This window comes from Sphingobium cloacae, assembly GCF_002355855.1.
In the GTDB taxonomy this organism is placed as follows: Bacteria; Pseudomonadota; Alphaproteobacteria; order Sphingomonadales; family Sphingomonadaceae; genus Sphingobium; species Sphingobium cloacae.
The window spans coordinates 2,191,614-2,213,018 of the sequence record NZ_AP017655.1; the positions used below are offsets into that span (position 1 = coordinate 2,191,614).

At 68.5% G+C, this 21,405-nt stretch carries 16 protein-coding genes and 1 tRNA gene; 13 read left to right on the top strand and 4 right to left on the bottom strand.

Annotated elements, in window-relative coordinates:
* Positions 1-24: 24 nt before the first annotated feature.
* Genes SCLO_RS10950 through rfbA form a run of 10 tightly spaced genes read left to right on the top strand, consistent with a single transcriptional unit; the run spans position 25 to position 10,598 of the window.
* Positions 25-1,050 (top strand): tyrosine-protein kinase family protein, encoded by a 1,026-nt coding sequence (locus SCLO_RS10950; protein ID WP_123905481.1) that lies wholly within the window; start codon positions 25-27, stop codon positions 1,048-1,050.
* Positions 1,040-2,581: an O-antigen ligase family protein gene (locus tag SCLO_RS10955; RefSeq protein WP_066517992.1), complete on the top strand. Its 1,542-nt coding sequence runs from the start codon at positions 1,040-1,042 to the stop codon at positions 2,579-2,581. Before SCLO_RS10950 ends, SCLO_RS10955 begins: the two co-directional genes overlap by 11 nt.
* Positions 2,578-4,011 (top strand): lipopolysaccharide biosynthesis protein, encoded by a 1,434-nt coding sequence (locus SCLO_RS10960; RefSeq protein ID WP_066517994.1) that lies wholly within the window; start codon positions 2,578-2,580, stop codon positions 4,009-4,011. The genes SCLO_RS10955 and SCLO_RS10960 overlap by 4 nt, the downstream gene beginning before the upstream one ends.
* Positions 4,008-5,120 (top strand): glycosyltransferase family 4 protein, encoded by a 1,113-nt coding sequence (locus SCLO_RS10965; protein ID WP_066517995.1) that lies wholly within the window; start codon positions 4,008-4,010, stop codon positions 5,118-5,120. Before SCLO_RS10960 ends, SCLO_RS10965 begins: the two co-directional genes overlap by 4 nt.
* Positions 5,117-6,097, top strand: coding sequence for a glycosyltransferase family 2 protein (locus tag SCLO_RS10970; RefSeq protein WP_066518000.1), 981 nt, complete (start codon positions 5,117-5,119; stop codon positions 6,095-6,097). The genes SCLO_RS10965 and SCLO_RS10970 overlap by 4 nt, the downstream gene beginning before the upstream one ends.
* On the top strand, positions 6,094-7,152 hold the full coding sequence (locus SCLO_RS10975; RefSeq protein ID WP_083949104.1) for a UDP-glucuronic acid decarboxylase family protein: 1,059 nt from the start codon (positions 6,094-6,096) through the stop codon (positions 7,150-7,152). The genes SCLO_RS10970 and SCLO_RS10975 overlap by 4 nt, the downstream gene beginning before the upstream one ends.
* A gap of 14 nt (positions 7,153-7,166) precedes the next feature.
* Positions 7,167-7,787, top strand: coding sequence for a dTDP-4-dehydrorhamnose 3,5-epimerase (gene rfbC, locus SCLO_RS10980; RefSeq protein WP_123905482.1), 621 nt, complete (start codon positions 7,167-7,169; stop codon positions 7,785-7,787).
* Complete coding sequence (gene rfbB / locus SCLO_RS10985; RefSeq protein ID WP_066518002.1) at positions 7,772-8,824, top strand: dTDP-glucose 4,6-dehydratase; 1,053 nt, start codon at positions 7,772-7,774, stop codon at positions 8,822-8,824. The genes rfbC and rfbB overlap by 16 nt, the downstream gene beginning before the upstream one ends.
* Positions 8,825-8,844: 20 nt before the next feature.
* A complete protein-coding gene (rfbD, locus tag SCLO_RS10990; protein WP_066518067.1) occupies positions 8,845-9,732 on the top strand; it encodes a dTDP-4-dehydrorhamnose reductase in 888 nt (295 codons plus the stop codon).
* Entirely contained in the window at positions 9,729-10,598 is an 870-nt protein-coding gene (gene rfbA, locus SCLO_RS10995; protein WP_066518003.1) for a glucose-1-phosphate thymidylyltransferase RfbA, read from the top strand. The genes rfbD and rfbA overlap by 4 nt, the downstream gene beginning before the upstream one ends.
* 114 nt (positions 10,599-10,712) lie before the next feature.
* On the opposite strand, the gene SCLO_RS11000 is transcribed toward rfbA, so the two are convergent.
* Together SCLO_RS11000 and SCLO_RS11005 are read right to left on the bottom strand one after the other, a co-directional pair.
* Positions 10,713-14,348: an autotransporter outer membrane beta-barrel domain-containing protein gene (locus SCLO_RS11000; RefSeq protein ID WP_066518005.1), complete on the bottom strand. Its 3,636-nt coding sequence runs from the start codon at positions 14,346-14,348 to the stop codon at positions 10,713-10,715.
* Positions 14,349-14,671: 323 nt separating this feature from the next.
* Positions 14,672-14,746, bottom strand: a tRNA-Thr gene (locus SCLO_RS11005).
* A 113-nt stretch (positions 14,747-14,859) separates the two neighbouring features.
* Between SCLO_RS11005 and SCLO_RS23360 the strand changes: the two genes are divergently transcribed.
* Positions 14,860-15,018 (top strand): hypothetical protein, encoded by a 159-nt coding sequence (locus tag SCLO_RS23360; protein WP_169800562.1) that lies wholly within the window; start codon positions 14,860-14,862, stop codon positions 15,016-15,018.
* A gap of 14 nt (positions 15,019-15,032) precedes the next feature.
* Here the strand turns inward: SCLO_RS23360 and SCLO_RS11010 are convergent, their stop codons facing one another.
* Complete coding sequence (locus SCLO_RS11010) at positions 15,033-16,814, bottom strand: aminopeptidase P family protein (protein ID WP_066518013.1); 1,782 nt, start codon at positions 16,812-16,814, stop codon at positions 15,033-15,035.
* Between the two features lie 111 nt (positions 16,815-16,925).
* Here SCLO_RS11010 and SCLO_RS11015 point away from each other — a divergent pair, with 111 nt between their 5' ends.
* Together SCLO_RS11015 and SCLO_RS11020 are read left to right on the top strand one after the other, a co-directional pair.
* A complete protein-coding gene (locus SCLO_RS11015; protein WP_066518016.1) occupies positions 16,926-19,001 on the top strand; it encodes a S9 family peptidase in 2,076 nt (691 codons plus the stop codon).
* Positions 19,002-19,089: 88 nt separating this feature from the next.
* On the top strand, positions 19,090-19,485 hold the full coding sequence (locus tag SCLO_RS11020; protein ID WP_066518018.1) for an acyl-CoA thioesterase: 396 nt from the start codon (positions 19,090-19,092) through the stop codon (positions 19,483-19,485).
* Here SCLO_RS11020 and SCLO_RS11025 read toward each other — a convergent pair.
* Entirely contained in the window at positions 19,482-21,329 is a 1,848-nt protein-coding gene (locus tag SCLO_RS11025) for an ABCB family ABC transporter ATP-binding protein/permease (RefSeq protein WP_066518021.1), read from the bottom strand. The genes SCLO_RS11020 and SCLO_RS11025 overlap by 4 nt on opposite strands.
* Positions 21,330-21,405 lie beyond the last annotated feature (76 nt).

Consider the following 21,405-nt stretch of genomic DNA (forward strand, 5'->3'; position numbering starts at 1 on the left):
GCGTGAAAGGGAGCGTCGATCCCCATGTTATGTGCGTTGGGCCTGCACCGGGTGAACCCCGCGGTCGTGTGGAATGAAGGCGTCGGATTTTCCCGCTGCCTGCATTGCAGCCGCGAACTCGTGCGCCGTGCGGACACGCCATGGTCGCGGGTGCCGCGCGGCTACAGGATCGTGTGGCGCGCCGCGCGGGCAGCAGGAGCGGCCCGCGATCCGCTGCGCGCGAACGCGAATTTTCATGCCGCCGCCTGGCGCGGCGCGGCATCGCGGAAACCATCCGCGCGCCCCGCCGCCACCGATTCGCGCGATCGGACCCCGCCGCGAATCATCCGCCGCGCGCTGGGAGCCGGCGCGGCCCTTATGCGGAAAATACGAAAAATCGGAACGGCGGCGGACCGTTCGCTGGGGGCGCTGGCCCCGCCGCGGGAGGTGGCGTCGCGCAGCTATCGCTATCTGGTGCGGCGCGTCGCGGGGGAAAGGCGCGGCACACCGCTCCGCACGCTGCTCGTCAGCGCGGTGTGCGGCATGGGCACCGCCAATGAAGCGATGCTGATGCTGTCCGCGATCATGCAGGACGAGCTGGGCGGAAGGCTGCTGATCGTCGACGCCACGCTGGCCGAGGACGGGATCGGCACGGTGCTGGGCGTGGATGGGCAGCCCGGCCTGTCGGAGGCCTGCGCGCACGACCAGTGGGCGACGCTGGAGATGATCCATGCGCTGAGCCGCCCTTCCCTGTTCATCCTGGGAGCGGGACTGCGCCCCGGCGCGAGCCGTCCGGAGGACATGGCCGCCATCCTCCCCTTCCTGGCGGAGCGTTTCGACCATGTGCTGATCCAGCAGCGCGCGATCACCGCCGATACGCGCAACCTCGCCATGGCGGCCCGCGCCGATTTCGTGCTGGTGCTGGCGGAGGAAGGGCGGTCGCGCATGGACAGCCTTTCCGCCGCGCGCACCGCCTTCCGGTCGAACGGCATCCACGATCTGGGCCTGATCCTGACCGTGCCGCCCGCGCCGGGCGACGACAGTCGGCAAGGGGGACGGCATGACGCCTGACGGGCGCGCGCTTTTCCTGTCCCACGACCGTTCCGGGCGACGACAGTCGGCAAGGGGGGCGGCGGTCATCGCCTGCCTGGCGGCGGGCGCCGGCGCGCTGACGATCGTGGCGGGGGCGACGGCCGGGCGGGGACCCGCGCTGATGGCGTTCGCCGCGGCCGGAGGAACGGCGGCGCTGTGGGCGTGCGGCAATCTGCGCCTCGCCTGCCTGTGGGGCGTGGGCCTCACCGCGCCGCTGGGCATCGCCAAGCGCTTCCACCCCATGCCGCACATGGGCGGCGCGGGCGCCTATTCCATCGAGATCGTCGACTTCTTCCTCGTCGCCCTGGCCCTCTTCCAACTGCGCGACCGGATGCGGGGCGAAGGGCGGCTGCGCTTTCCGCCCGTGGCCGCGTGGTGGAGCGCGATGATCGCGCTGGGCCTGCTGTCCGCCGTCGTCGCGCCGATGCGGCAACTGGCGCTGATGGAGACGGCGCAGATGGCGAAATCGCTCGCCCTGTTCCTGCTGCTGGTGAACGAGCTGGTGCGGGTGCGCAAGTTCCTGCACCTCTTCGCCGCCCTGTGCTGCGGCCTGCTGCTGCAATCGGCGGTCGGCATCCTGCAATTCGCGAAGAAGGGCGACATCGGCCTTCAGATGCTGGGCGAGGCGACGATGACCACGCTCGAATATGCGAACAAGGCCACGTATATGGACGGCGGCGCGACCTTCCGCATCGGCGGGCTGCTGGGCCATCCCAACATGCTGGCGGGGTTTATCGCCCTCGTCGCGCCGATGCTGCTGGCCATGCTGATGACGCGCCTTTCGCCGCCCCGCAAGCTGGCGGTGGCGGGGGTGCTGGGGACGGCGCTGCTGGCATTGCTGCTGACCCTGTCGCGGTCGGGCTGGCTGTCCTTCGCGCTGGCCGCGCCCATCGTCATCTTCCTCATGCTGCGCGACCGGCGGTCGCGGCGGCGCGCGATGGCGACGGCGGCGGGGACGCTCGTGCTGGGCCTGGCCGCCGCGCTGGCGGCCGCGCCCGCCATCGTGCGCCGCTTCACCCAGAGCGATCCCGGCGCGGTCGATTTCCGCTGGGAATGGATGGGCGTCGCCTGGGGCATGGTGAAGGACCATCCGCTGCTGGGCGTGGGCCTCAACAGCTTCGTCTATCATCTGCCCGGACGCACCGAATATGGCGGCGCGGAAGGGCTGACCCGGACCTTCGGCGCGAACTGGCCGGTGGTGCACGACATCTATCTACTCATATGGGCGGAACAGGGCACGATCGGCCTCGCCTGCTTCCTCGCCATGCTGGCGACGGTGCTGCTGACGGGCCTGCGCAATGCGCGGGATTGCGCCGACCCGCTGCTTCACGCGCTCAGCATCGGGGCGATGGCGGGCATCTGCGCCAATATGGTCGACGGCTTCGGCAGCTTCTTCCTGCGCCAGATGCCCGGCGCGCGGCTGTTCTGGATCGCCGCGGCGATCATCGCCGCCGCCCGCTGCTGGCAGCGGATGAACGGACCGCGCGGCGGGGCAGGGGCAAGGCCATGAGCGGAGCCAGCCTTTTCCGCAACAGCGCCGCGCTGGTGGCGGGACGCATCGCCCTCTCGCTGCTGCGCATGGTCGCGGCGCTCTGCGTGGCGCGGCTCGCGGGGGCGGAAAGCTTCGGCGCCTATGCCCTGCTGCTCGGCATCGTCGCCCTGTTCGAATGGCTGGTGGATTTCGGCCAGACCGATATCGCGGTGCGGGACGCGGCCCGCGATCCGGACCGGCGCGATACGCTGCTGGCGGCCCTGTCCCGCGCGAAGCGGATGCAGGGGCTGGCCGGGGCGGCGGCGCTGCCGCTGATCCTTGCCGTCATGGGCTATGACGGGCCGGTGATCCTGGCGGGCTGCGCGGGAAGCGTGGCGATCGGGGCGAGCGCCCTGCTGCAACCGGCCCGCGCGGCGCTCCGCCTCGCCCTGCGTCCGGACCGGGACATGGCGGCGGAGCTGGCGGGCACGGCGGCGATGCTGCCGCTGCTGGCGCTGGCGAGCCTGATGCGGGCGCCCCTGCCCGTCCTCATCGCGACCTTCGCGCTGGCGCGGCTGGCGCAGGCCGCGCTGGCGATCCATTGGGCGCCGCCATGCCGCGCCGCAGCGCCCGCATCGGCGCGGCATCTGGCGCGCAGCGCGCTGCCGCTGGGCGTCGCGGGCCTGCTGGTGGTGCTCTATGACGCGCTCGCGCCGCTGTTGCTGGCCCATCTGCTCGATCTCAAGGCCGTCGCGATCTATGCGGCGGCGGCGCGGTTCATCTTTCCCATCCTGATCGCCGTGCAGGCCATCAACACCGCCTTCTTCCCCGTGATCGCCCATGGCTGGCGGCGCGATCCCGCCGGAATGGAGCGGACGCAGCAGGCCGCGCTGCTGCTTTCCGTCGCCGTCTCCGCGCCGCTGTTCGCGGGCATCCATGGCGGGGCGGACTTCCTGATGAGCCTGATGGGCGGCGATTTCCGGAGCGGCGCGCCGCTGCTGCGGCTGATGGCTTGGGTGCTGCTGGCGCGGGCGGTCACCACCGCCATGTCGCCGCTGATCGTCGTCGCGGGGCGGCAGGGGCGGGCCATGCTGCTGACCCTTGCGTCGCTTGCGGCGCAGGTCGTCGCGCTGTTCGTGCTGGTCCCGCGCCTTGGCGTGATCGGCGCGGGCGTCGGCTATCTGCTGGTCGAACTGCTGCTGGGCAGCCTGGCGGTCTCCTGGATGGGACAGGCGGTTTCGGGCGCGCGGATCGACTGGCGGCCGGTCGCCGCCCTGCTGGCCGCAGCGGCGCTGGCGGTCCGGCTCGTCGACGCCACGCCGCTGGCGGGCAGCTTCCCCGGCGGCGTCGCGGCGGGGACGCTTTCGCTGGGCTTCATCCTCCTGCTCGCGCGGCTGATGCGGCGGAGGATGGCGCCGGTCTGGCGGGACCTGCGGCGGCGTCGCAGCCTGGCGGGAGACGGCGCATGAGCCCCCCTGCCCTTCCGCGCATCGCCATCGCCTGTCCCGGCGTCGGGCTGGTCCAGCGCGGGTTCGAGCGCCTGTTCCGCGACCTGTTCGACGAGATGCGCGGCGAATTTCCCATGACCCTGTTCAAGGGCGGGGGCGATCGGACGGCGGAGGAGGTCGTCCTTCCCTTCCTCGCGCGCGGGGGGCGGGCGATCCGCTATCTGCCGCTGCACCGGCTGATGGGGCGCACGCCCATGCATGCTGAATGCCTGACCTTCGCGCTGGCGATGCTGCCGCATATCGCCACAGGCCGCCATGACATCGTTCATGTGATCGACCCGCCGCTGGCGCGTGTCCTGTTCCATCTGCGCCGGGCGCTGAGGCTGAAATTCCGCATGCTCTATACGGAGGGGACGGCGATGCCCCCCGCCGACTATCCCCCCTGCGATCATCTGCACCAGATTTCGCGGGCCACGCTGGCCGACGCCGTGGCGAAGGGGCACCCGTCCGATCATATGAGCCTCGTCCCCTGCGGCTACCGGCCGGAGCGGTTCGCGACATCGCTCGACCGCCGCGCCCTGCGCGCGCGGCACGGCATAGCACCCGACCGCTTCGTCATCCTGTCGGTCGCCGCGCTCAATCGCGGGCACAAGCGGACGCACCATCTGATCGACGAGGTGGCGCGGATGAAGGGCGATCCGCTGCTGTGGCTCGACGGCAGCCTCGACCATGGCGATCCCGACCTGCCGGATTATGCCCGCACGCGGCTGGGGGAAAGGGTGCGGGTCACCCATGTGCCTTCGGGCGAGGTGGGCGCATTGTTCGCGCTGGCCGACGTCATGCCCCACGCCGCGACGTTCGAGGCGTTCGGCCTCGCCCTTGTGGAGGCGGCGGCGGCGGGCCTGCCGGTCATCACCCATGACGCGCCGCATTTCCGCTGGCTGCTCCCCAATCCCGCCTGCTGGATCGACATGCGGCGACCCGGCGCGCTGACGGCGCTGCTGGAGCGGCTGGCCGCCGATCCCGACGAACGCGCCCGCCGCGTGATGCGCGACCATGCGCAGGCCCGCTATCGCTGGTCCGCGCTCCGCCCCGCCTATGCCGATCTCTACCGGAGCCTGATGCCATGACCGCCCCGCGCCTCGCCATCGTCATCGTCAACTGGAATGTGCGCGACCTGCTGCGCGATTGCCTGAACGCCATCGCCGCCAGCGAGGGGCTGGAGCCGGGCGAGGTCGAGACCATCGTCGTCGACAATGCCTCCGCCGACGGCAGCGCGGCGATGGTGGCGCGGGAGTTCCCCTGGGTCCGCCTGATCGAGAGCGGCGGCAATCTGGGCTTCGCGAACGGATGCCAGCTTGGGTACGAAGCGACGGACGCGCCGTTCGTCATGCTGCTCAACCCCGACACGGAGGCGGACCCGGACGCCATCGCGTCGATGCTGGCGACGATCGGCGGCGATCGCGGCATCGGCATCGTGGGATCGCGGCTTCGCAACAGCGACGGCAGCTTCCAGCGCGCATCGGGCGGCGCCTTCCCGACGCTGCGCAACCTGGCGTGGAACTATCTGTTCCTGGGGCTGATGCTGCCCCGACGCTGCGCGCCGCCCGCCGTCTATCTGGACGACGATCCGCCCGGCGTCCGGCGCATCGACTGGGTGTCGGGCGCGTCGCTCACCTTCCGGCGGGAGGCGGTGGGGCCGCGCATCTTCCATCCCGAATTCTTCATGTTCGGCGAGGATATGGAACTGTGCCACCGCGTCGCGCGCGAAGGCTGGCAGGTGCTCTATTCGGCCCGGCAGACGATCACCCATCATCACGGCCAGAGCTTCGCGCGCCAGCGCTCCATGGAGGTGCTGGCCAGCGTCTACAAGGGGCCGCGCTTCTTCTTCCGCCGGGAGCGCGGCGTGGCGGCGCGCATCGCCTATGACGCGATCCTCTTCACCGGCTACGCCAGCCGCTGGGCGATCTTCAGCCTGCTCGCGCTGGTCCGGCCGGGGCGCGACTATGGCGCGATGGCGCGCTTTTCCCGCCGCTATCTGGGCGCGATGGCCCGCACGATCCTCAACGAACGTCTCGATCTCCAAGGAAAGGAATGGGCGCGATGAACAAGGGAGTGAAACGAATCCTCGTGACCGGCGGGGCAGGATTCCTGGGGTCGCACCTGTGCGACCGGCTGGTCGCCGACGGGCATGAAGTGCTGTGCGTCGACAATCTCTTCACCGGATCGAAGAGCAACCTCACCGGCCTGCTGGGGCGGGACCGCTTCGAATTCATGCGGCACGACGTCACCATCCCGCTCTATGTCGAGGTGGACGAGATCTACAATCTCGCCTGTCCCGCGTCGCCGCTGCAATACAGCATCAACCCGGTGCAGACGACCAAGACCAGCGTGCATGGCGCGATCAACATGCTGGGCCTCGCCAAGCGCACGGGCGCCAAGATCCTCCAGGCGTCCACCAGCGAGGTCTATGGCGACCCGGATGTCCACCCCCAACCGGAGGAATATTGGGGTCATGTGAACCCCATCGGACCGCGCGCCTGCTATGACGAGGGCAAGCGCTGCGCCGAAACGCTGTTCTTCGACTATCATCGCGAAGGCAGCGTGCGGATCAAGGTCGCCCGCATCTTCAACACCTACGGCCCGCGCATGGACCCGGCGGACGGGCGCGTCGTGTCCAACTTCATCATGCAGGCATTGGCGGGCCAGCCGATCACCATCTATGGCGACGGCCAGCAGACGCGATCCTTCTGCTATGTGGACGATCTGGTCGACGGGCTGGTGCGGCTGATGGACAGCGGCGAAGCGGTCACCGGCCCCATCAACATCGGCAATCCCGGCGAGTTCACCATATTGGAGCTGGCCGAGACGATCCTGCAACTCACCGGATCGCGATCCCCGCTGGTGCGCAAGCCCCTGCCGATGGACGATCCCCGCCAGCGCCGCCCCGACATCCGCCGCGCGCAGGCCGATCTGGACTGGGCGCCATCGGTCACCCTGACAGAGGGGCTGAAGCGGACGATCGACTATTTCGCGGCACTGGCCGCGGCCCCGGAGGTCCGGCGGATCGTGGCGGCGGACACGATGCCGCCGGCCGCGATGGGCGACATCCTCCTTCCCGTGGCGCGGCCCGAAACGCCGCCCGCCGTCTGGACCCGCTGATGGAGCGCCGTTTCATGGACATGACCGTGCCAAGCCTGATCCCGGCGGTCCGGCGGAGCGACGCCCGCGGCTGGTTCGCCGAGACTTATTCGGAGGCCGCCTTCGACCGTCTGGGCATTTCCTGCCGGTTCGTGCAGGACAATCATTCCTTCTCGCGCGCCGCCTACACGCTGCGCGGCCTGCATTTCCAGGCGCCGCCCCACGCGCAGGCGAAACTCGTCCGGTGCATCAGGGGCCGCATCTTCGACGTGGCGGTGGACATCAGGACCGGATCGCCCAGCTACGGACAATGGCTGGGCGCGGAACTGAGCGCGCGCAACGGCCACCAGCTTTTCGTGCCCGCCGGTTTCGCCCACGGCTTCCTGACGCTGGAGGAAGATTGCGAGATCACCTACAAGGTGTCGGACATCTATGCGCCCGATTGCGAAGGCGGGATCGGCTGGGACGACCCCGCCATCGCGATCGACTGGCCGATGCCCGCCGGGATCATGCCCTATCTGTCGCCCAGGGACGCCTTCCTTCCGCCCCTGTCCGAAATCGCGACGCCCTTCTTCTTCGACGGCGGCGCGCCGCTGGCGCAGAACGGCGTCGTGCACGGACCCCGGCAAGGGAGCGGCCCATGCGTATCCTTGTAACCGGGGGCGCGGGCTTCATCGGATCGGCGCTCATCCGCCACCTGATCGCGAACAGCGGGCATGAGGTGCTCAATCTCGACAAGCTCACCTATGCCGGGACGCTTTCGACGGTGGCGGGGGTCGCCGCCAATCCGCGATACCGCTTCGTCCAGGCCGATATATGCGACGGCGCGAAGGTGGCGGAGGCGATGGCGTCCTTCCGCCCCGACATCGTCACGCATCTGGCGGCGGAAAGCCATGTCGATCGATCCATCGACGGGCCCGACGCCTTCATCCGCACCAATATCGTCGGCACGTTCCGGATGCTGGCCGCCGCGCGCGATTACTGGAGCGCCCTCAAGGGCGAGGAGCGGGATCGCTTCCGTTTCCATCACATCTCCACGGACGAGGTCTACGGCTCGCTGGGCGATACCGGCCTGTTCACCGAGGACACCGCCTATGATCCGCGCTCGCCCTATTCCGCGTCGAAGGCCGGCGCGGACCATCTGGTGAGCGCATGGGGCCACACCTATGGCCTGCCGGTCCTCATCACCAACTGCTCCAACAATTACGGCCCCTATCATTTCCCGGAGAAGCTGATCCCGCTCATGATCGTCAAGGCGCTCGCGGGGGAAGCGCTGCCGGTCTATGGCGCGGGCGATCAGGTGCGCGACTGGCTGTATGTCGACGATCATGTCCGCGCGTTGCAGGCCGTGTTCGAACGGGGGACGCCGGGGCACACCTATAATGTGGGCGGCGACAGCGAGAGGCGGAATATCGAGGTGGTGCGCGCGGTCTGCGCGATCCTCGACCGGCTGCGGCCCGGGCCGGACGGCAGCCATGCCGACCGGATCGTCCATGTGGCCGACCGTCCGGGGCACGACCGGCGCTACGCCATCGACGCCGCCCGCATCCGGCGCGAGCTGGGCTGGGAACCGCTGGAGAGCTTCGAAAGCGGGCTGGAAAAGACCGTGCGCTGGTATCTGGCCCATGAGGAGTGGTGGCGCGCCATCGTGCGGGACCGCGATTCCGGGCGCCGGCGCGGGCTGGCGGCCTGAGGGGGGAGGAGGCAGCGACGATGCGGACCATCCTCGTCACCGGCGGCGCGGGGCAGCTGGGCACCGCGCTGCGCGCCCTGCCCCTGCCGCAGGGCTGGTCGATCCATGCGGCGGACCGGACGACGCTCGACCTGCGGGACAGCGACGCGATCGGCCGCTTCATCGCGCGGGGCCACCACGCCGCCGTCATCAATGCGGGCGCCTATACCGACGTGGACGGGGCCGAAACCGACGTGGTGGAAGCATGGCGCATCAATGCCCTGGCCCCCGCCGCGCTGGCGGCGGCCTGCGCGGAGGCGGGCATCCCGCTCGTCCATGTGTCGACCGACTATGTTTTCGACGGCGACGGGGACCGGATGCGCCAGCCGCACGATCCGGTGCGGCCGCTCGGCGTCTATGGCGCTTCGAAGGCGGCGGGGGAAATGGCGGTCACAACGGCCGGGGGGCAGCATGCGATCGTGCGGACGGCGTGGCTCGTCTCCGCCCATGGCCATAATTTCGTGCGGACGATGCTGCGCCTCGCCGCCGAAAGGGACAGCATCGGCGTCGTTTCCGACCAGCGGGGCAGCCCGACCTCCGCCGCCGATCTGGCGCGGGCGCTTGCCGCCATCGCCATGGGGCTGGCGCTCGATCCGGAGGCGCCCGCGGGCATCTATCATTTCAGCAACCGTGGCGCGGTCAGCTGGGCCGATTTCGCCCGCGTCATCCTGGCGGGATCGGCGGCACGCGGCGGTCCCCGCGCAAGGATCGAGAATATCGCTTCGTCCGCCTATCCCATGCGCGCGCGCCGTCCCGCCCGTTCGCTGCTCTGCACGCAGGCGATCGAGCGGGATTACGGCATCGTGCCGCGTCCGTGGGAGGAGGCGCTGGACGAGATATTGGATCAACTGATGGGGAAGAAGCTATGAAGGGCATCATTCTGGCCGGCGGATCGGGCACGCGGCTCTACCCGGCCACCCTCGCGGTGAACAAGCAGCTGCTGCCCGTCTATGACAAGCCGATGATCTATTATCCGCTGTCCGTGCTCATGCTGGCGGGGATACGCGACATCCTCCTCATCTCCTCGCCGGACTATCTGGACAGCTACCGCCGCCTCTTCGGCGACGGCACGACATGGGGGCTCCACATTCATTATGCCGAACAGCCCAGGCCGGAAGGGCTGGCGCAGGCGTTCCTGATCGGGGCCGACTTCATCGGCGACGATCCGGTCGCGCTGGTCCTGGGCGACAACATCTTCTTCGGCGCGCATCTGACCACGCTGCTGCGCAATGCGATGGCGCGAACGCACGGCGCCACGGTGTTTTCCTACAGGGTCGACGATCCGGAACGCTATGGCGTCGTCGAATTGGGTCCGGACGGCCGCGCGCTCAGCATCGAGGAAAAGCCCGCACATCCCAAGTCGAACTGCGCGGTTACGGGCCTTTATTTCTACGACAATCGGGTCGTCGATTTCGCGCGCCGCCTCATCCCTTCCGAGCGGGGCGAACTGGAGATCAGCGACATCAACCGCCTCTACATGGAAACGGGCGATCTCCATGTCGAGCAGATGGGCCGCGGTTATGCCTGGCTCGACACAGGCACGCATGACAGCCTGATCGAAGCGTCCGAATTCGTCCGCACCGTCCAGAATCGGCAGGGCATCCAGATCGCCTGTCTGGAGGAGATCGCCTATCAGCAAGGATTCATCGACAGGGCGCAGGCCATCGCGCGCGGCGAAGCCTTCGCCAAGACCGCCTATGGCCAAGCCATCATCATGGCCGCCCAGGGTCGATGAACCGGTCCTCGGAACGCGAGGATGGCGTCGCCATGCGCGCCGGTCCTTTGACGCAAGGGGCCGCGAAAAGACGGGCGTCAGCGGCAGCCGATATATCCGGCCCCTTGCCGAGCCTCAAAACGACCAGGTCAGCGCGGCGCGCGCCACGCTGTCCCGGGCGCCGCGCGGCAATGCGCCGCTATAGCCCAGGTTCAGGCGGAGAGCGGGAGTCAAGGCGGCGTCCAGGCTCAGTTCGCCGACCAGACTGTCCTGCGCGATCCGCGCGCCGGTGATGGTGAACCGCCTGCCGCCCAGCGCGGCCTCGATCATGCCGGTTCGATCCCCGAAGGCATGCTGCCAGGCTGCCGAAGCCCGCAGCGAGAGCGAGGCGCCGCCGAGCGGGATGGCCGTCCGGCCGCGAACGCCCATCGTCGTGTAGCTGGTGCGCAACCTGTCCCGCGCCAGATCCAGCGCGGCGACATTGCCGGCTTCCCGGCTGCTGCCGACGCTGAGCGCGACATGGGTCAGGCCGACAAAGGGCTCCAGCGCGCCCTCGTCGAAATCGACGCGATAAGCGGCTTCGGCAAAGGCCTGCATCGTCGTGGCGCGATAGCGCGACTGCACCCCTTCCTGAAATCCGTTGAAGGTCACGAGGCGTTGCGCCGCCACATCCTGCCAGCCGAATATCAGCCCGCCGCCAAACCCCAGCGGGCCGCTGGCGCCACCGGCATAGACGCCGGCATGATAGCCATCGATGTCCGCATTGCCGCGCCCGTGCAGTGCGTCGCGGTGGTGGCCGCCGAGCATGCCGATGCGGAAACCGCCGGGCGTCTGGGCCTCGACACCGGCGAGCGTCCCCATCATGTCCCCCGCGAGCGTCGAAACGCCGGAATGGCCCGTCCAGTGCCGCGAGCTATCCAGCACCTGCCCCCACATGGCAAGGCCCGGAGCCGTCCGGCGGGTGCGCAACTGGTCGAGCGTGGCTTCGCGGGAAAGCCGGCTGTTTTCGATCAGGGCGGTCCGCAACGAGGCATGAAACTCACCGGAGAGACTGTCGAACGCCTGACGGGCGGTGGCGGCGTCGGCCGTCACCACGGCATCATAGGCCCCGTTGTCCGACGACAGCGATTCCAGCGCGGCCGCGGTCGCACGCTGGTTGTCGGTGGCGGCGACCTGATCGAAGCGGACGTCGTTGCGCTCCAGCGTCAGCGTGACGGCATGGGGCGTGTAGCCAAGGCTGGGCGTCAGGAAGGCGAAGGTCGACCTCACATCGTCGAACCGGCCCTCTATGCCGCCCCGGGCGGTGAGGATCGTGTAAGTGGCGCGCGGACGGTAGGCGCCGTTCGGGCCGACATGGGCGACCGTGCCGGCCAGCGTGGCTTTCCCCAGCACATCGATGCGATCGCTGGCGGCGCCGGTCGGATCGACTTCGACCTCGTAGCGCGCGCCGGACGCGATCAGGAGGTCACCCTGCACCGTGAGCGTGCGGATCGACGGTCCCGGCGCGATGCGGCCGCCCGGATCGACGCGGACGGAACCCATGCTGCCATATCCGGCCAGCGCCGCATCGGCCGCGACCGTCAGCCTGCCCCGGATGGCGCCTTCCACCGTCAGCGATCCGGCGCGAACCAGCGTGTCGCCCGTGAAGCCCCGGGAATCCGTGCCCAGCGCCAGATTGCCCGCCCCTGCCTTGACGAACCGCCCCGATCCCGCAAGCCTGCCGAGATAACGCGTGTTGGAGGCGCTCGCAAATTCGATCGATCCCTTCGGATGGAGCGTCGCATCGCCGATGAACCGGCCCGCATTGGTGAGAAGGCGTCCCTCCTCGACCGTCCAGTCGAGGCTGCTCCTGCCCGTCAGCGTGAGATCGCCGGCCCCGCGCTTCACGAGGGAGCCCGCCACGCCGTCCAGCGAGGCGATGTCGCTCCTGAAGGTGCCGTTTCCGCGCTGGTCGAAAATCACGGTCCCGGCGTTGGACAGGTCGCCGCGGATGGAGCGCGCGTCGCCGACGAGGGAGCCCGCCTCGACATCGATACCGAATGTCCGGTCATTGTCGCCCGACAGGATCAGCGTGCCGGCATCGCGCTTCACCAGAACGCCGCCGCCGGTGATCCGGGAGGCGATCTCCACCGTGACGCCCGACGAAGCGGCACTGCCGTCGCCGACGCGGATCACGGTGCGCCGGCCGCCCGACAGCGTCAATGGATCGCCCGACAGCCGGTAGCCGGACGTGGCGAACTGCATCCCGCCGGTCGAGACCGCGCCGTTCGCGTCATCGATCAGCACATGCCCGCCCCGGCCGGCGAAGATGGCGAAGTCGCCCGGCCCGGCCGGATCGTTATGCGCGCCGTCCGAGCCGGTCCAGCCCAACGTGCCGTTGGCCCAGACGCCGGGGCCGCCATCGACCACGCCATTGCCGTAGCGGGTGGCGTCGCCGCCGTCCCAGAAACGGAGCGCACGGTCGCCGGTCGCGGCCACGATATTCACTTGCCCCGGCGTCGCGGTCTGAACCGAAAGCGTGCCGCTCCCCTGACCGGGCGGCAGCGCACCGATTTGCAGCCCATTGTCCGTCAATTGCCCGCCATAGCTGAACAAGCGGTAGACGCCCTGGCCGAGCGGCAGGTTGCCGCCGATATTGAGCGTGCCGTCCAACGTCAGATCGCCTTCCACGGCGAATAGCGGCGGCGCGTCCGTCCCGGCGAAAACGGCGTCGATGACCGCGCCCGGACCCAGCGTCAGGCTGGAGAAGCCGAGCGTGCCGCCAGCCGAGCCGACGAGGCGTCCGCCGGAATCGACCCTGGCCGCGCCCACCCGGCCCGCACCGGAAAGCACCCCATGGGAGCCGACCGAAAGACTGCCGCCCAACGCGCCGTCGACGCGGAGCGCCGCGCCCGCCACCCGCGTCTGTCCCGTGAAGCCGCCGGACTGGCCGGTGAGGACGACCATGCCTTCTCCCGCCAGATCGAGGGCGCCGCTTCCCGACAGGGCATAGTGATAGGCCGCCTCCGTGTCGGACGGGCCGCCGGTGAGCGTCAGCTTTCCGGCGGCTCCGATGGCCATGTTGCCGCCCAGCCTCGCGGCCGGCGAGACGAGCCGCCCTTCCTCGATCCGCCAGTCGAGGCTGCTGCCGCCGATCGTGAGCGCGCCCTGGCCGCGCTTGACCATCAGGCCCCAGCTGCTGAACAAGCCGCCGATGCCGCCGGTGAAGGTGCCGTCCTCCTTCTGGTCGAAAATCACGGTGCCGGCATTTTCCAGCTCGCCGCGGATCGATCGGGTGTCGCCGATCAACGTCCCGGCATCGACGCGCGTGCCGCCCGTATAGCTGTTGTCGCCGGTCAGGATCAGCGTGCCGAAATCGTTGAACAGCAACCCGCTGTCGCCGGTCAGTTCCGCGTCTATCCGGGTCGTCACGCCCGGACCGGGACGGATCGACGTATAGGCTCCGCCGTCGAGCCGCAGCCGGCCGCCCGTCAGGCGATAGCCATCCGTCAGGAACTGCATGCCGGTGATGGACGGCGCCGTCAGGGAATCGTCGATCGTCACGGTTCCCGCGGCGCCCTGGAACAGGACGAAGGCCGGCACCGGCCGCATAGGGCCATTGACGGCGCCCTGGGCATCGGTCCAGCTGGGATCATGGGCATTCCAGCGCCCCGATCCGCCGTCGACGACGCCATTCTCGTGCAGGGCGGGATCGCTCCCATCCCAGAAGCGGAGCGATGGCCCCGCGCCAGCCTGCGCCTCGATCGTCTGGGCGCCCACGGGGACGGCCATGACCGCCAGACCGATTCCGATACAATATAGACCGGAACAGGCACGATGACCTGCGGCGTTCCGGTCAGCTGTCCAAGCGCGATTCCCCTGCGTCACGAGCGCCCCCCCTCTTGTGGGAGGCACACAAGGCGTCCTGGACGCGTCTCCACTCAATTCATTTGCGTCGAAACGTTAAGCAGATGGGCGCGATGGTGAGGGCATCGGGCGATCCCCCGGCGGTAAGCGCCGCCACTTCCGCCGCGCCATCGCGGCAACGCCGAACCGGGGCATGACGGATCAACGCCGCGAACCCGTGATGTAGTCCGACCGATTTCAGGGAGAAATGGTGCTGCCGGTGAGGATTGAACTCACGACCTCAGCCTTACCAAGGATGCGCTCTACCACTGAGCTACGGCAGCACTTAATCGTCGCGCGGCCCCTTATCGGACGGCGGAGCCGGGCCTATGGCCGTGCGTGGGCGGCTTGTCAAGGCGGCTTGCGGCGCGCGGGGCAATTTGCTTAAGCGCCGGTCATGAGCAACGGACAGGACGAACGCAAGGCGCGATTGGCGCAGGCGCTGCGCGACAATCTGCGCCGCCGCAAGGCGCAGGCGCGCGCCGGGACCGCCGCCTCAAGGCCAGCCGATCGCGACCGCGACGGCGATGCCCAGCGCCACGACGAAACCGACTGACAGGGCGGACCTGTTCATAACGGCGCGCAGGCGGCCTCCAGCCAGTCGAGCGCCGCGCCGTCCAGTTGCGGCCCGACCACCTCCAGCACCTTCGCATGATAGGCGTCGATCCAGCCGCGCTCCTCGCCGCTCAGCATGTCCGTCGCGATCAGGTTGCGGTCGATGGGCGCGAAGGTCAGCGTCTCGAAACCCAGCACTTCCTTTTCCGCGCCGGGCACTGCGCGTTCCTCGACCAGCACCAGATTTTCGATGCGGATGCCATATTCGCCGGTCTTGTAATAGCCCGGCTCGTTGGAAAGGATCATGCCCGCCTGCAACGGCTCGTCGCCGCCGCCGAAGGTCGCGATCCGCTGCGGCCCTTCATGCACCGACAGGAAGCTGCCGACGCCATGGCCGGTGCCATGGGCATAATCCAGCCCCTCCGCCCAGAGATATTGCCGCGCCAGCGTGTCGAGCTGCCCGCCGCGCGTCCCCTTGGGGAAGACCGCGCGGGCGAGCGCGACATGGCCCTTCAGCACCAGCGTGAAGCGGCGCTTCATCTCCTCGCTGGGCGTGCCGATGGCGACGGTGCGGGTCACGTCGGTCGTGCCGTCGCGATATTGCCCGCCCGAATCGACCAGATAGAGCGAATCGCGCTCGATGGGCCGGTTGGTCTTTTCCTCGACGCGGTAATGCACCACCGCGCCGTTCGGCCCCGCGCCGCTGATCGTGTCGAAGGACAGGTCCTGCAATTCGCCGGTGTCGCGGCGGAACGACTCCAGCTTCGCCGCCGCGCCCAGTTCATCGACGCCGCCCCTGGGCGCTTCCACCGCGATCCAGTGCAGGAAGCGCGACAGCGCCGCCCCGTCGCGGCGTTGCGCGGCCTTGTGCCCGGCGATCTCGACCGGATTCTTGATCGCCTTGGGCAGCACGGCCGGATCGCGCAGCGCCAGCACCTGCGCGCCGGCTTCCTCCAGCCCTTCGAAGATCGCCGCCACCGCCCGTTCGGGATCGGCCACCACCGTCCTGCCCGCAAAGCCTTTCAGCGCATCGGGAAAAGCGGCGCGGTCATGCACCCGCACGGCGTTGCCCAGATGCTTGACCACCGCCTCGTCGATCTTCTCCGGTGCGACATAAAGGTCGGCGGTCGCATCGGCGTTCACGACGGCATAAGCCAGCGCGACCGGCGTATGGTCCACATCCCGCCCGCGGATGTTGAAGGTCCATGCAATCGAATCGAGCGCGGAGAGCACCACGGCATCGGCCCGTTTCGACGCGAGCCAGTCCGCCATCTCCTGCCGCTTCTCCGCCGCGCTCTTCCCGGCATGACGGTCCTCATGCACCACCAGCCTCGCGGCGCTGGGCGCGGGGCGGTCGGGCCAGACGGCATCGACCGGATTGCTGTCCACCGCCACCAGTTCCGCGCCGCGCTCCGCCAGCGCCTCGCTCGCCGCCTTCACCCAGGCGCGGGTGTGCAGCCACGGGTCGTAGCCGATGCGCCCGCCCTGCGCGGCGTGCTGGCCCAGCCATTCCGCGACGGACGTCTGCGGCACGCTTTCATATTGCCAATACGCGCCGTCCACCTGCTCGCGCACCTGCAAGGTATAGCGCCCGTCGACGAAGATCGCCGCTTCCTCCGGCAGCACCACGGCGCTGCCCGCCGACCCCTGAAAGCCGGTCAGCCAGGCGAGGCGCTGGGCATAGGCGCCGACATATTCGCTCATATGCTCGTCGGTCAGCGGCACGACGAAACCGTCCAGCCGGTCGCGCGCCAGTTGCGCGCGCAGGGCGTTGAGACGGTCTTCATAGGTGGACATTGCAGCTTCCTCGTCTATCGGCCCTTGGCAGAGGCCGCAAAGCCGACAACATAGAGGGCGGCGGGCGCTTATGCCAGCATCCGCCGCCGCAACGAAGAAGATGGAAGCTGAATGACCACGACCACGCAGCCCGCCCCCATGCCCCCTCTCGCCGCCCGCCGCCCGCACAGCTTCACCCGCCACGGCGTCACGGTGGAGGATGATTGGGCTTGGCTGCGCGATCCGGGCTATCCCGATGTGAAGGACAAGGATGTCCTCGCCTATCTGGAGGCGGAGAACGGATATTTCGAGCAGGCCATGGCCCCGCACAAGCCGCTGACCGACGCCCTCTTCGCGGAGATGAAGGGGCGCATCAAGGAGGATGACAGCTCCGTCCCGCAGAAGGACGGGGATTATATCTACTGGCGCGCGTTCGAGGTCGGGGCGCAATATCGCAAATGGTATCGCAAGCCCGTCGCGGGCGGCGCGGACCAGTTGATCCTCGACGAACCCGCGCTGGCGGAGGGGCATGACTATTTCCGCCTTGGCGCGATGTCGGTCAGCCCGGACGGACGCTATCTCGCCTATGCCATCGACAATGACGGCTCCGAACGGTTCGAGGCGCGGATCAAGGACCTTACCACCGGCGAAATCCTGCCCGAAGTGATCCCCGGCACGCTTTCCTCGCTCGTCTGGACCAGCGACAGCAGGGGGCTGCTCTACGGCCTCGCCAATGAGAATTGGCGGACGGACAATGCGCGGCTGCACTGGCTGGGGCAGGACGTGGAAAGCGACATCGAACTTTTCCATGAGGATGACGAAGGCTTCCGCGTGTCGGTGGGCCTCACGTCCTCGGAAAAATGGATCGTCATCGCGACCGGCGACCATGTGACGACCGAAGCATGGCTGCTCCCCGCCGACGATCCGACCGCCAGGCCCCTATTGGTATCGGCGCGCAAGCCCGGCCGCGAATATGATGTCGATGAGCATGAAGGCACGCTCTACATCCGCACCAACGACGCCCATCCCAATTTCCGGCTGGCGAAGGCGACCCTTGCCGCGCCCGACCAGTGGGAAGAGGTGATCGCGCCGGACGATCATTTCTACCTGACCGACTTCACGCTGTTCAAAAACTTCTACGTCACCGAAGGGCGGCAGGACGGCCTCGACCAGATCGAACTGCGCGATTACGCCACCCACGCGCCCCGACGAATCCCCTTCCCGGAGGCGAGCTATTCCGCCTCGCTCGACGACAATCCCGAATATGACGTGACCAAGCTGCGGATCGGCTATGAATCGATGGTCACGCCCGACACCATCTACGACTATCATCTGGCGACCGGCGACCTCGAAGTCCTGAAGGTTCAGGAAATCCCGTCGGGCTATGACGCGGCCCGCTACGAGACCGAGCGCCTCATGATCCCCGCGCGGGACGGGACGCCGATCCCCGTCTCCATCGTCTATCCCAGGGGGCTGCCCCGCGACGGCAGCGCGCCGCTGCACCTCTATGGCTATGGCGCTTACGGCATCGCGATGGAGCCGGGTTTCTCCACCACGCGGCTATCGCTGCTGGACCGGGGCTTCGCCTTCGCGCTGGCCCATATCCGGGGCGGGGACGATCTGGGCCAGCAATGGTATCTCGACGGCAAGCTCGACAAGCGGACCAACACGTTCAACGATTTCGTGGACGTGGCCAGGGGCCTCATCGAACGCGGCTATACCGCCAAGGGCCGGATCGGCATCTCCGGCGGATCGGCGGGCGGCGAGCTGATGGGCGCGGTCATCAACTCCGATCCGGATCTCTGGGGCGCGGTGGTGGCGCATGTGCCCTTCGTCGACGTGCTCAACACCATGCTGGACGAGACGCTGCCGCTGACGCCCGGCGAATGGCCCGAATGGGGCAACCCCGTAGAGGACAAGGCGGCGTTCGAGACGATCCGCGCCTATGATCCCTATGGCAATGTCCGCGCGCAGGACTATCCGCCGCTGATGGTGACGGCGGGCCTCAACGATCCGCGCGTCACCTATTGGGAACCGGCCAAATGGGTGGCGAAGCTGCGCGCGGCGAAGACCGACAGCAACCTCCTCATCCTCAAGACAAACATGGGCGCGGGCCATGGCGGCAAGTCGGGCCGCTTCGAAAGCCTGCACGAAACGGCGGAGGAATTCGCCTTCATCCTCTGGCAACTGGGCGTGGCGGAGCGGTGAGCGCCTTGCCCTTTTCTCCGTTCGGGCCGAGCCTGTCGAAGCCCCGTCCCGCGCTTGCCGAAGAGCCCAGGACGAACGGAGAAATCTGATGTCCTCCACCTACACCACGCAGATCACCGCGCTCGCCGAGCATATCGACATGCTCGGCCATGTGAACAACGCGGTCTGGGTGCAGTGGATGGAGCAGGTCGCGACCGAGCATTGGACGCGCGACGCCGATCCCGCCCATCTCGACGCCTATGTCTGGGTGGTGACCCGGCATGAGATCGACTATCGCGGCAATGTGAAGGAGGGGGAGGTCGTCACCGTCCGCACCTGGATAGCCGAACCGCCGCGCGGCGCGCGCTTCGACCGGCTGATGGAATTCACCGGCCCGGACGGCAAGGTGAAGGTCGCCGCCAGATCCACCTGGGCGATCATCGACAGGGAAAGCGGCCGCATCCTGCGGGTCCCGCCGGAAGTCGCCGCGCCCTTTCTCGATTAGGGAAGCGTGACGGAAAAAGCGTCCTCGATCGTCCGTTCCGTCGCCACATCCTCCCGTTCGGCGGCCTGCCGCGCCCACATGGCGGCGTAGAGTCCGTCCGCGCGCACCAGATCGGCATGGCGGCCCCGCTCGACGATGCGGCCCTGATCCAGCACGACGATCTCCTCCGCATCCACCACGGTCGAAAGCCGGTGCGCCACGATCAGCGTCGTGCGGCGGCGGGCGATGGAGCGGAGCACTTCCTGTATCTCCGTCTCCGTCCGGCTGTCGAGCGCGCTGGTCGCCTCGTCCAGCACCAGCACCGGCGGGTCCTTCAGCAAGGTGCGCGCGATGGCCACGCGCTGTTTTTCGCCGCCGGAAAGCTTGAGGCCGCGTTCCCCAACCCGCGTGTCATAGCCCTGCGGCAGGCCCATGATGAAATCGTGGATGGAGGCCGCCCTCGCCGCCGCCTCGATCTCTTCCTGCGTCGCGCCTTCCCGGCCATAGCCGATATTGTAACCGACCGTGTCGTTGAACAGCACCATGTCCTGCGGCACGATGCCGATGGCGGCGCGCAGGCTCTGCTGCGTCACCCCGGCGATGTCCTGCCCGTCGATGGAGATACGCCCGCCCTGTATGTCGTAGAAGCGGAACAGCAGCCGCGCGATGGTCGACTTGCCCGCGCCCGAAGGCCCGACGATGGCGAGCGTGTGCCCGGCGGGCACGGTGAAGCTGACGCCGTGCAATATCTCCCGTTCCGGGTCGTAGCCGAAGCGGACCTGATCGAAGCGCACCTCGCCCGCCTCGACATGCAGCATCGGCGCGCCGGGCGCGTCGGCGATCTCCGCCTGCGTGTCGATCAGCCTGTACATTGCCTCCATGTCTATGAGGCCCTGCCGGATCGTGCGATAGACCATGCCGAGCAGGTCCAGCGGGCGGAAAAGCTGGCTGAGCAGCGTGTTCACCAGCACCACGTCGCCGGTCGTGAACTGCCCCTTGCTCCATCCCCAGACGGTATAGCCCATCGCCCCCGCCATCATCAGATTGGTGATGAGCGACTGGCCGATATTGAGCCAGGCGAGGCTGTTCTCGCTCTTGACCGCCGCATTGGCATAGCGGCGCATGGCGGTGGCGTAGCGGCTGGCCTCGCGATCCTCCGCGCCGAAATATTTGACCGTCTCGAAATTCAGCAGGCTGTCGACCGCATGGGCGACGGCATTGGTGTCGAGGTCCACCATGTCCCGGCGAAGCTGGCTGCGCCATTCGGTGATGATCCGCGTGAACCAGATGTAAAGCCCGACCATGACCAGCGTCGCGACCACCAGCCCCGGCCCGAACTTCACGAAGAAGATGATGCAGACCGCCGCCAGCTCCAGCACCGTGGGCGCGATGTTGAAGAGCAGGAAATAGAGCATCGTGTCGATGCTTTTCGTGCCGCGCTCCACGATCTTGGTGACGGCCCCGGTCCGCCGGTCGAGATGGAAGCGCAGCGACAGGCGGTGGAGATGGACGAACACGTCGTCGGACAGGCGGCGGCCCGCTTCCTGCCCCACGCGTTCGAACACGGCGTTGCGCAGATTGTCGAACAGGACGGACCCGAAACGCGCGCCCGCATAGGCGGCAACCAGCGCGACGGCGAGCCCCGCCGCCGGTTCCATGCCGGGCACCATGCGGTCGATCGCGGCCTTGTAGGCGAAGGGCATGGCGAGGCTGACCAGCTTCGCCACCAGCACCAGCGACAGGGCGATGGCGACACGGCGGCGCAGCGCGGGCGCGTCGGCGGGCCAGAGATAGGGCAGGAAGCGGCGCAGCGTGGCCCAGACGGGCGGGACAGGCGTGGCGCTATCGGGAGAAGAGGGAGGCATTGGCTGCTATGTAGGATGAAATGCGCGCCGGTCCAGTGAAGAAGCCGGATTCAGGGCGTGGCGCCCGTCCCTGCCC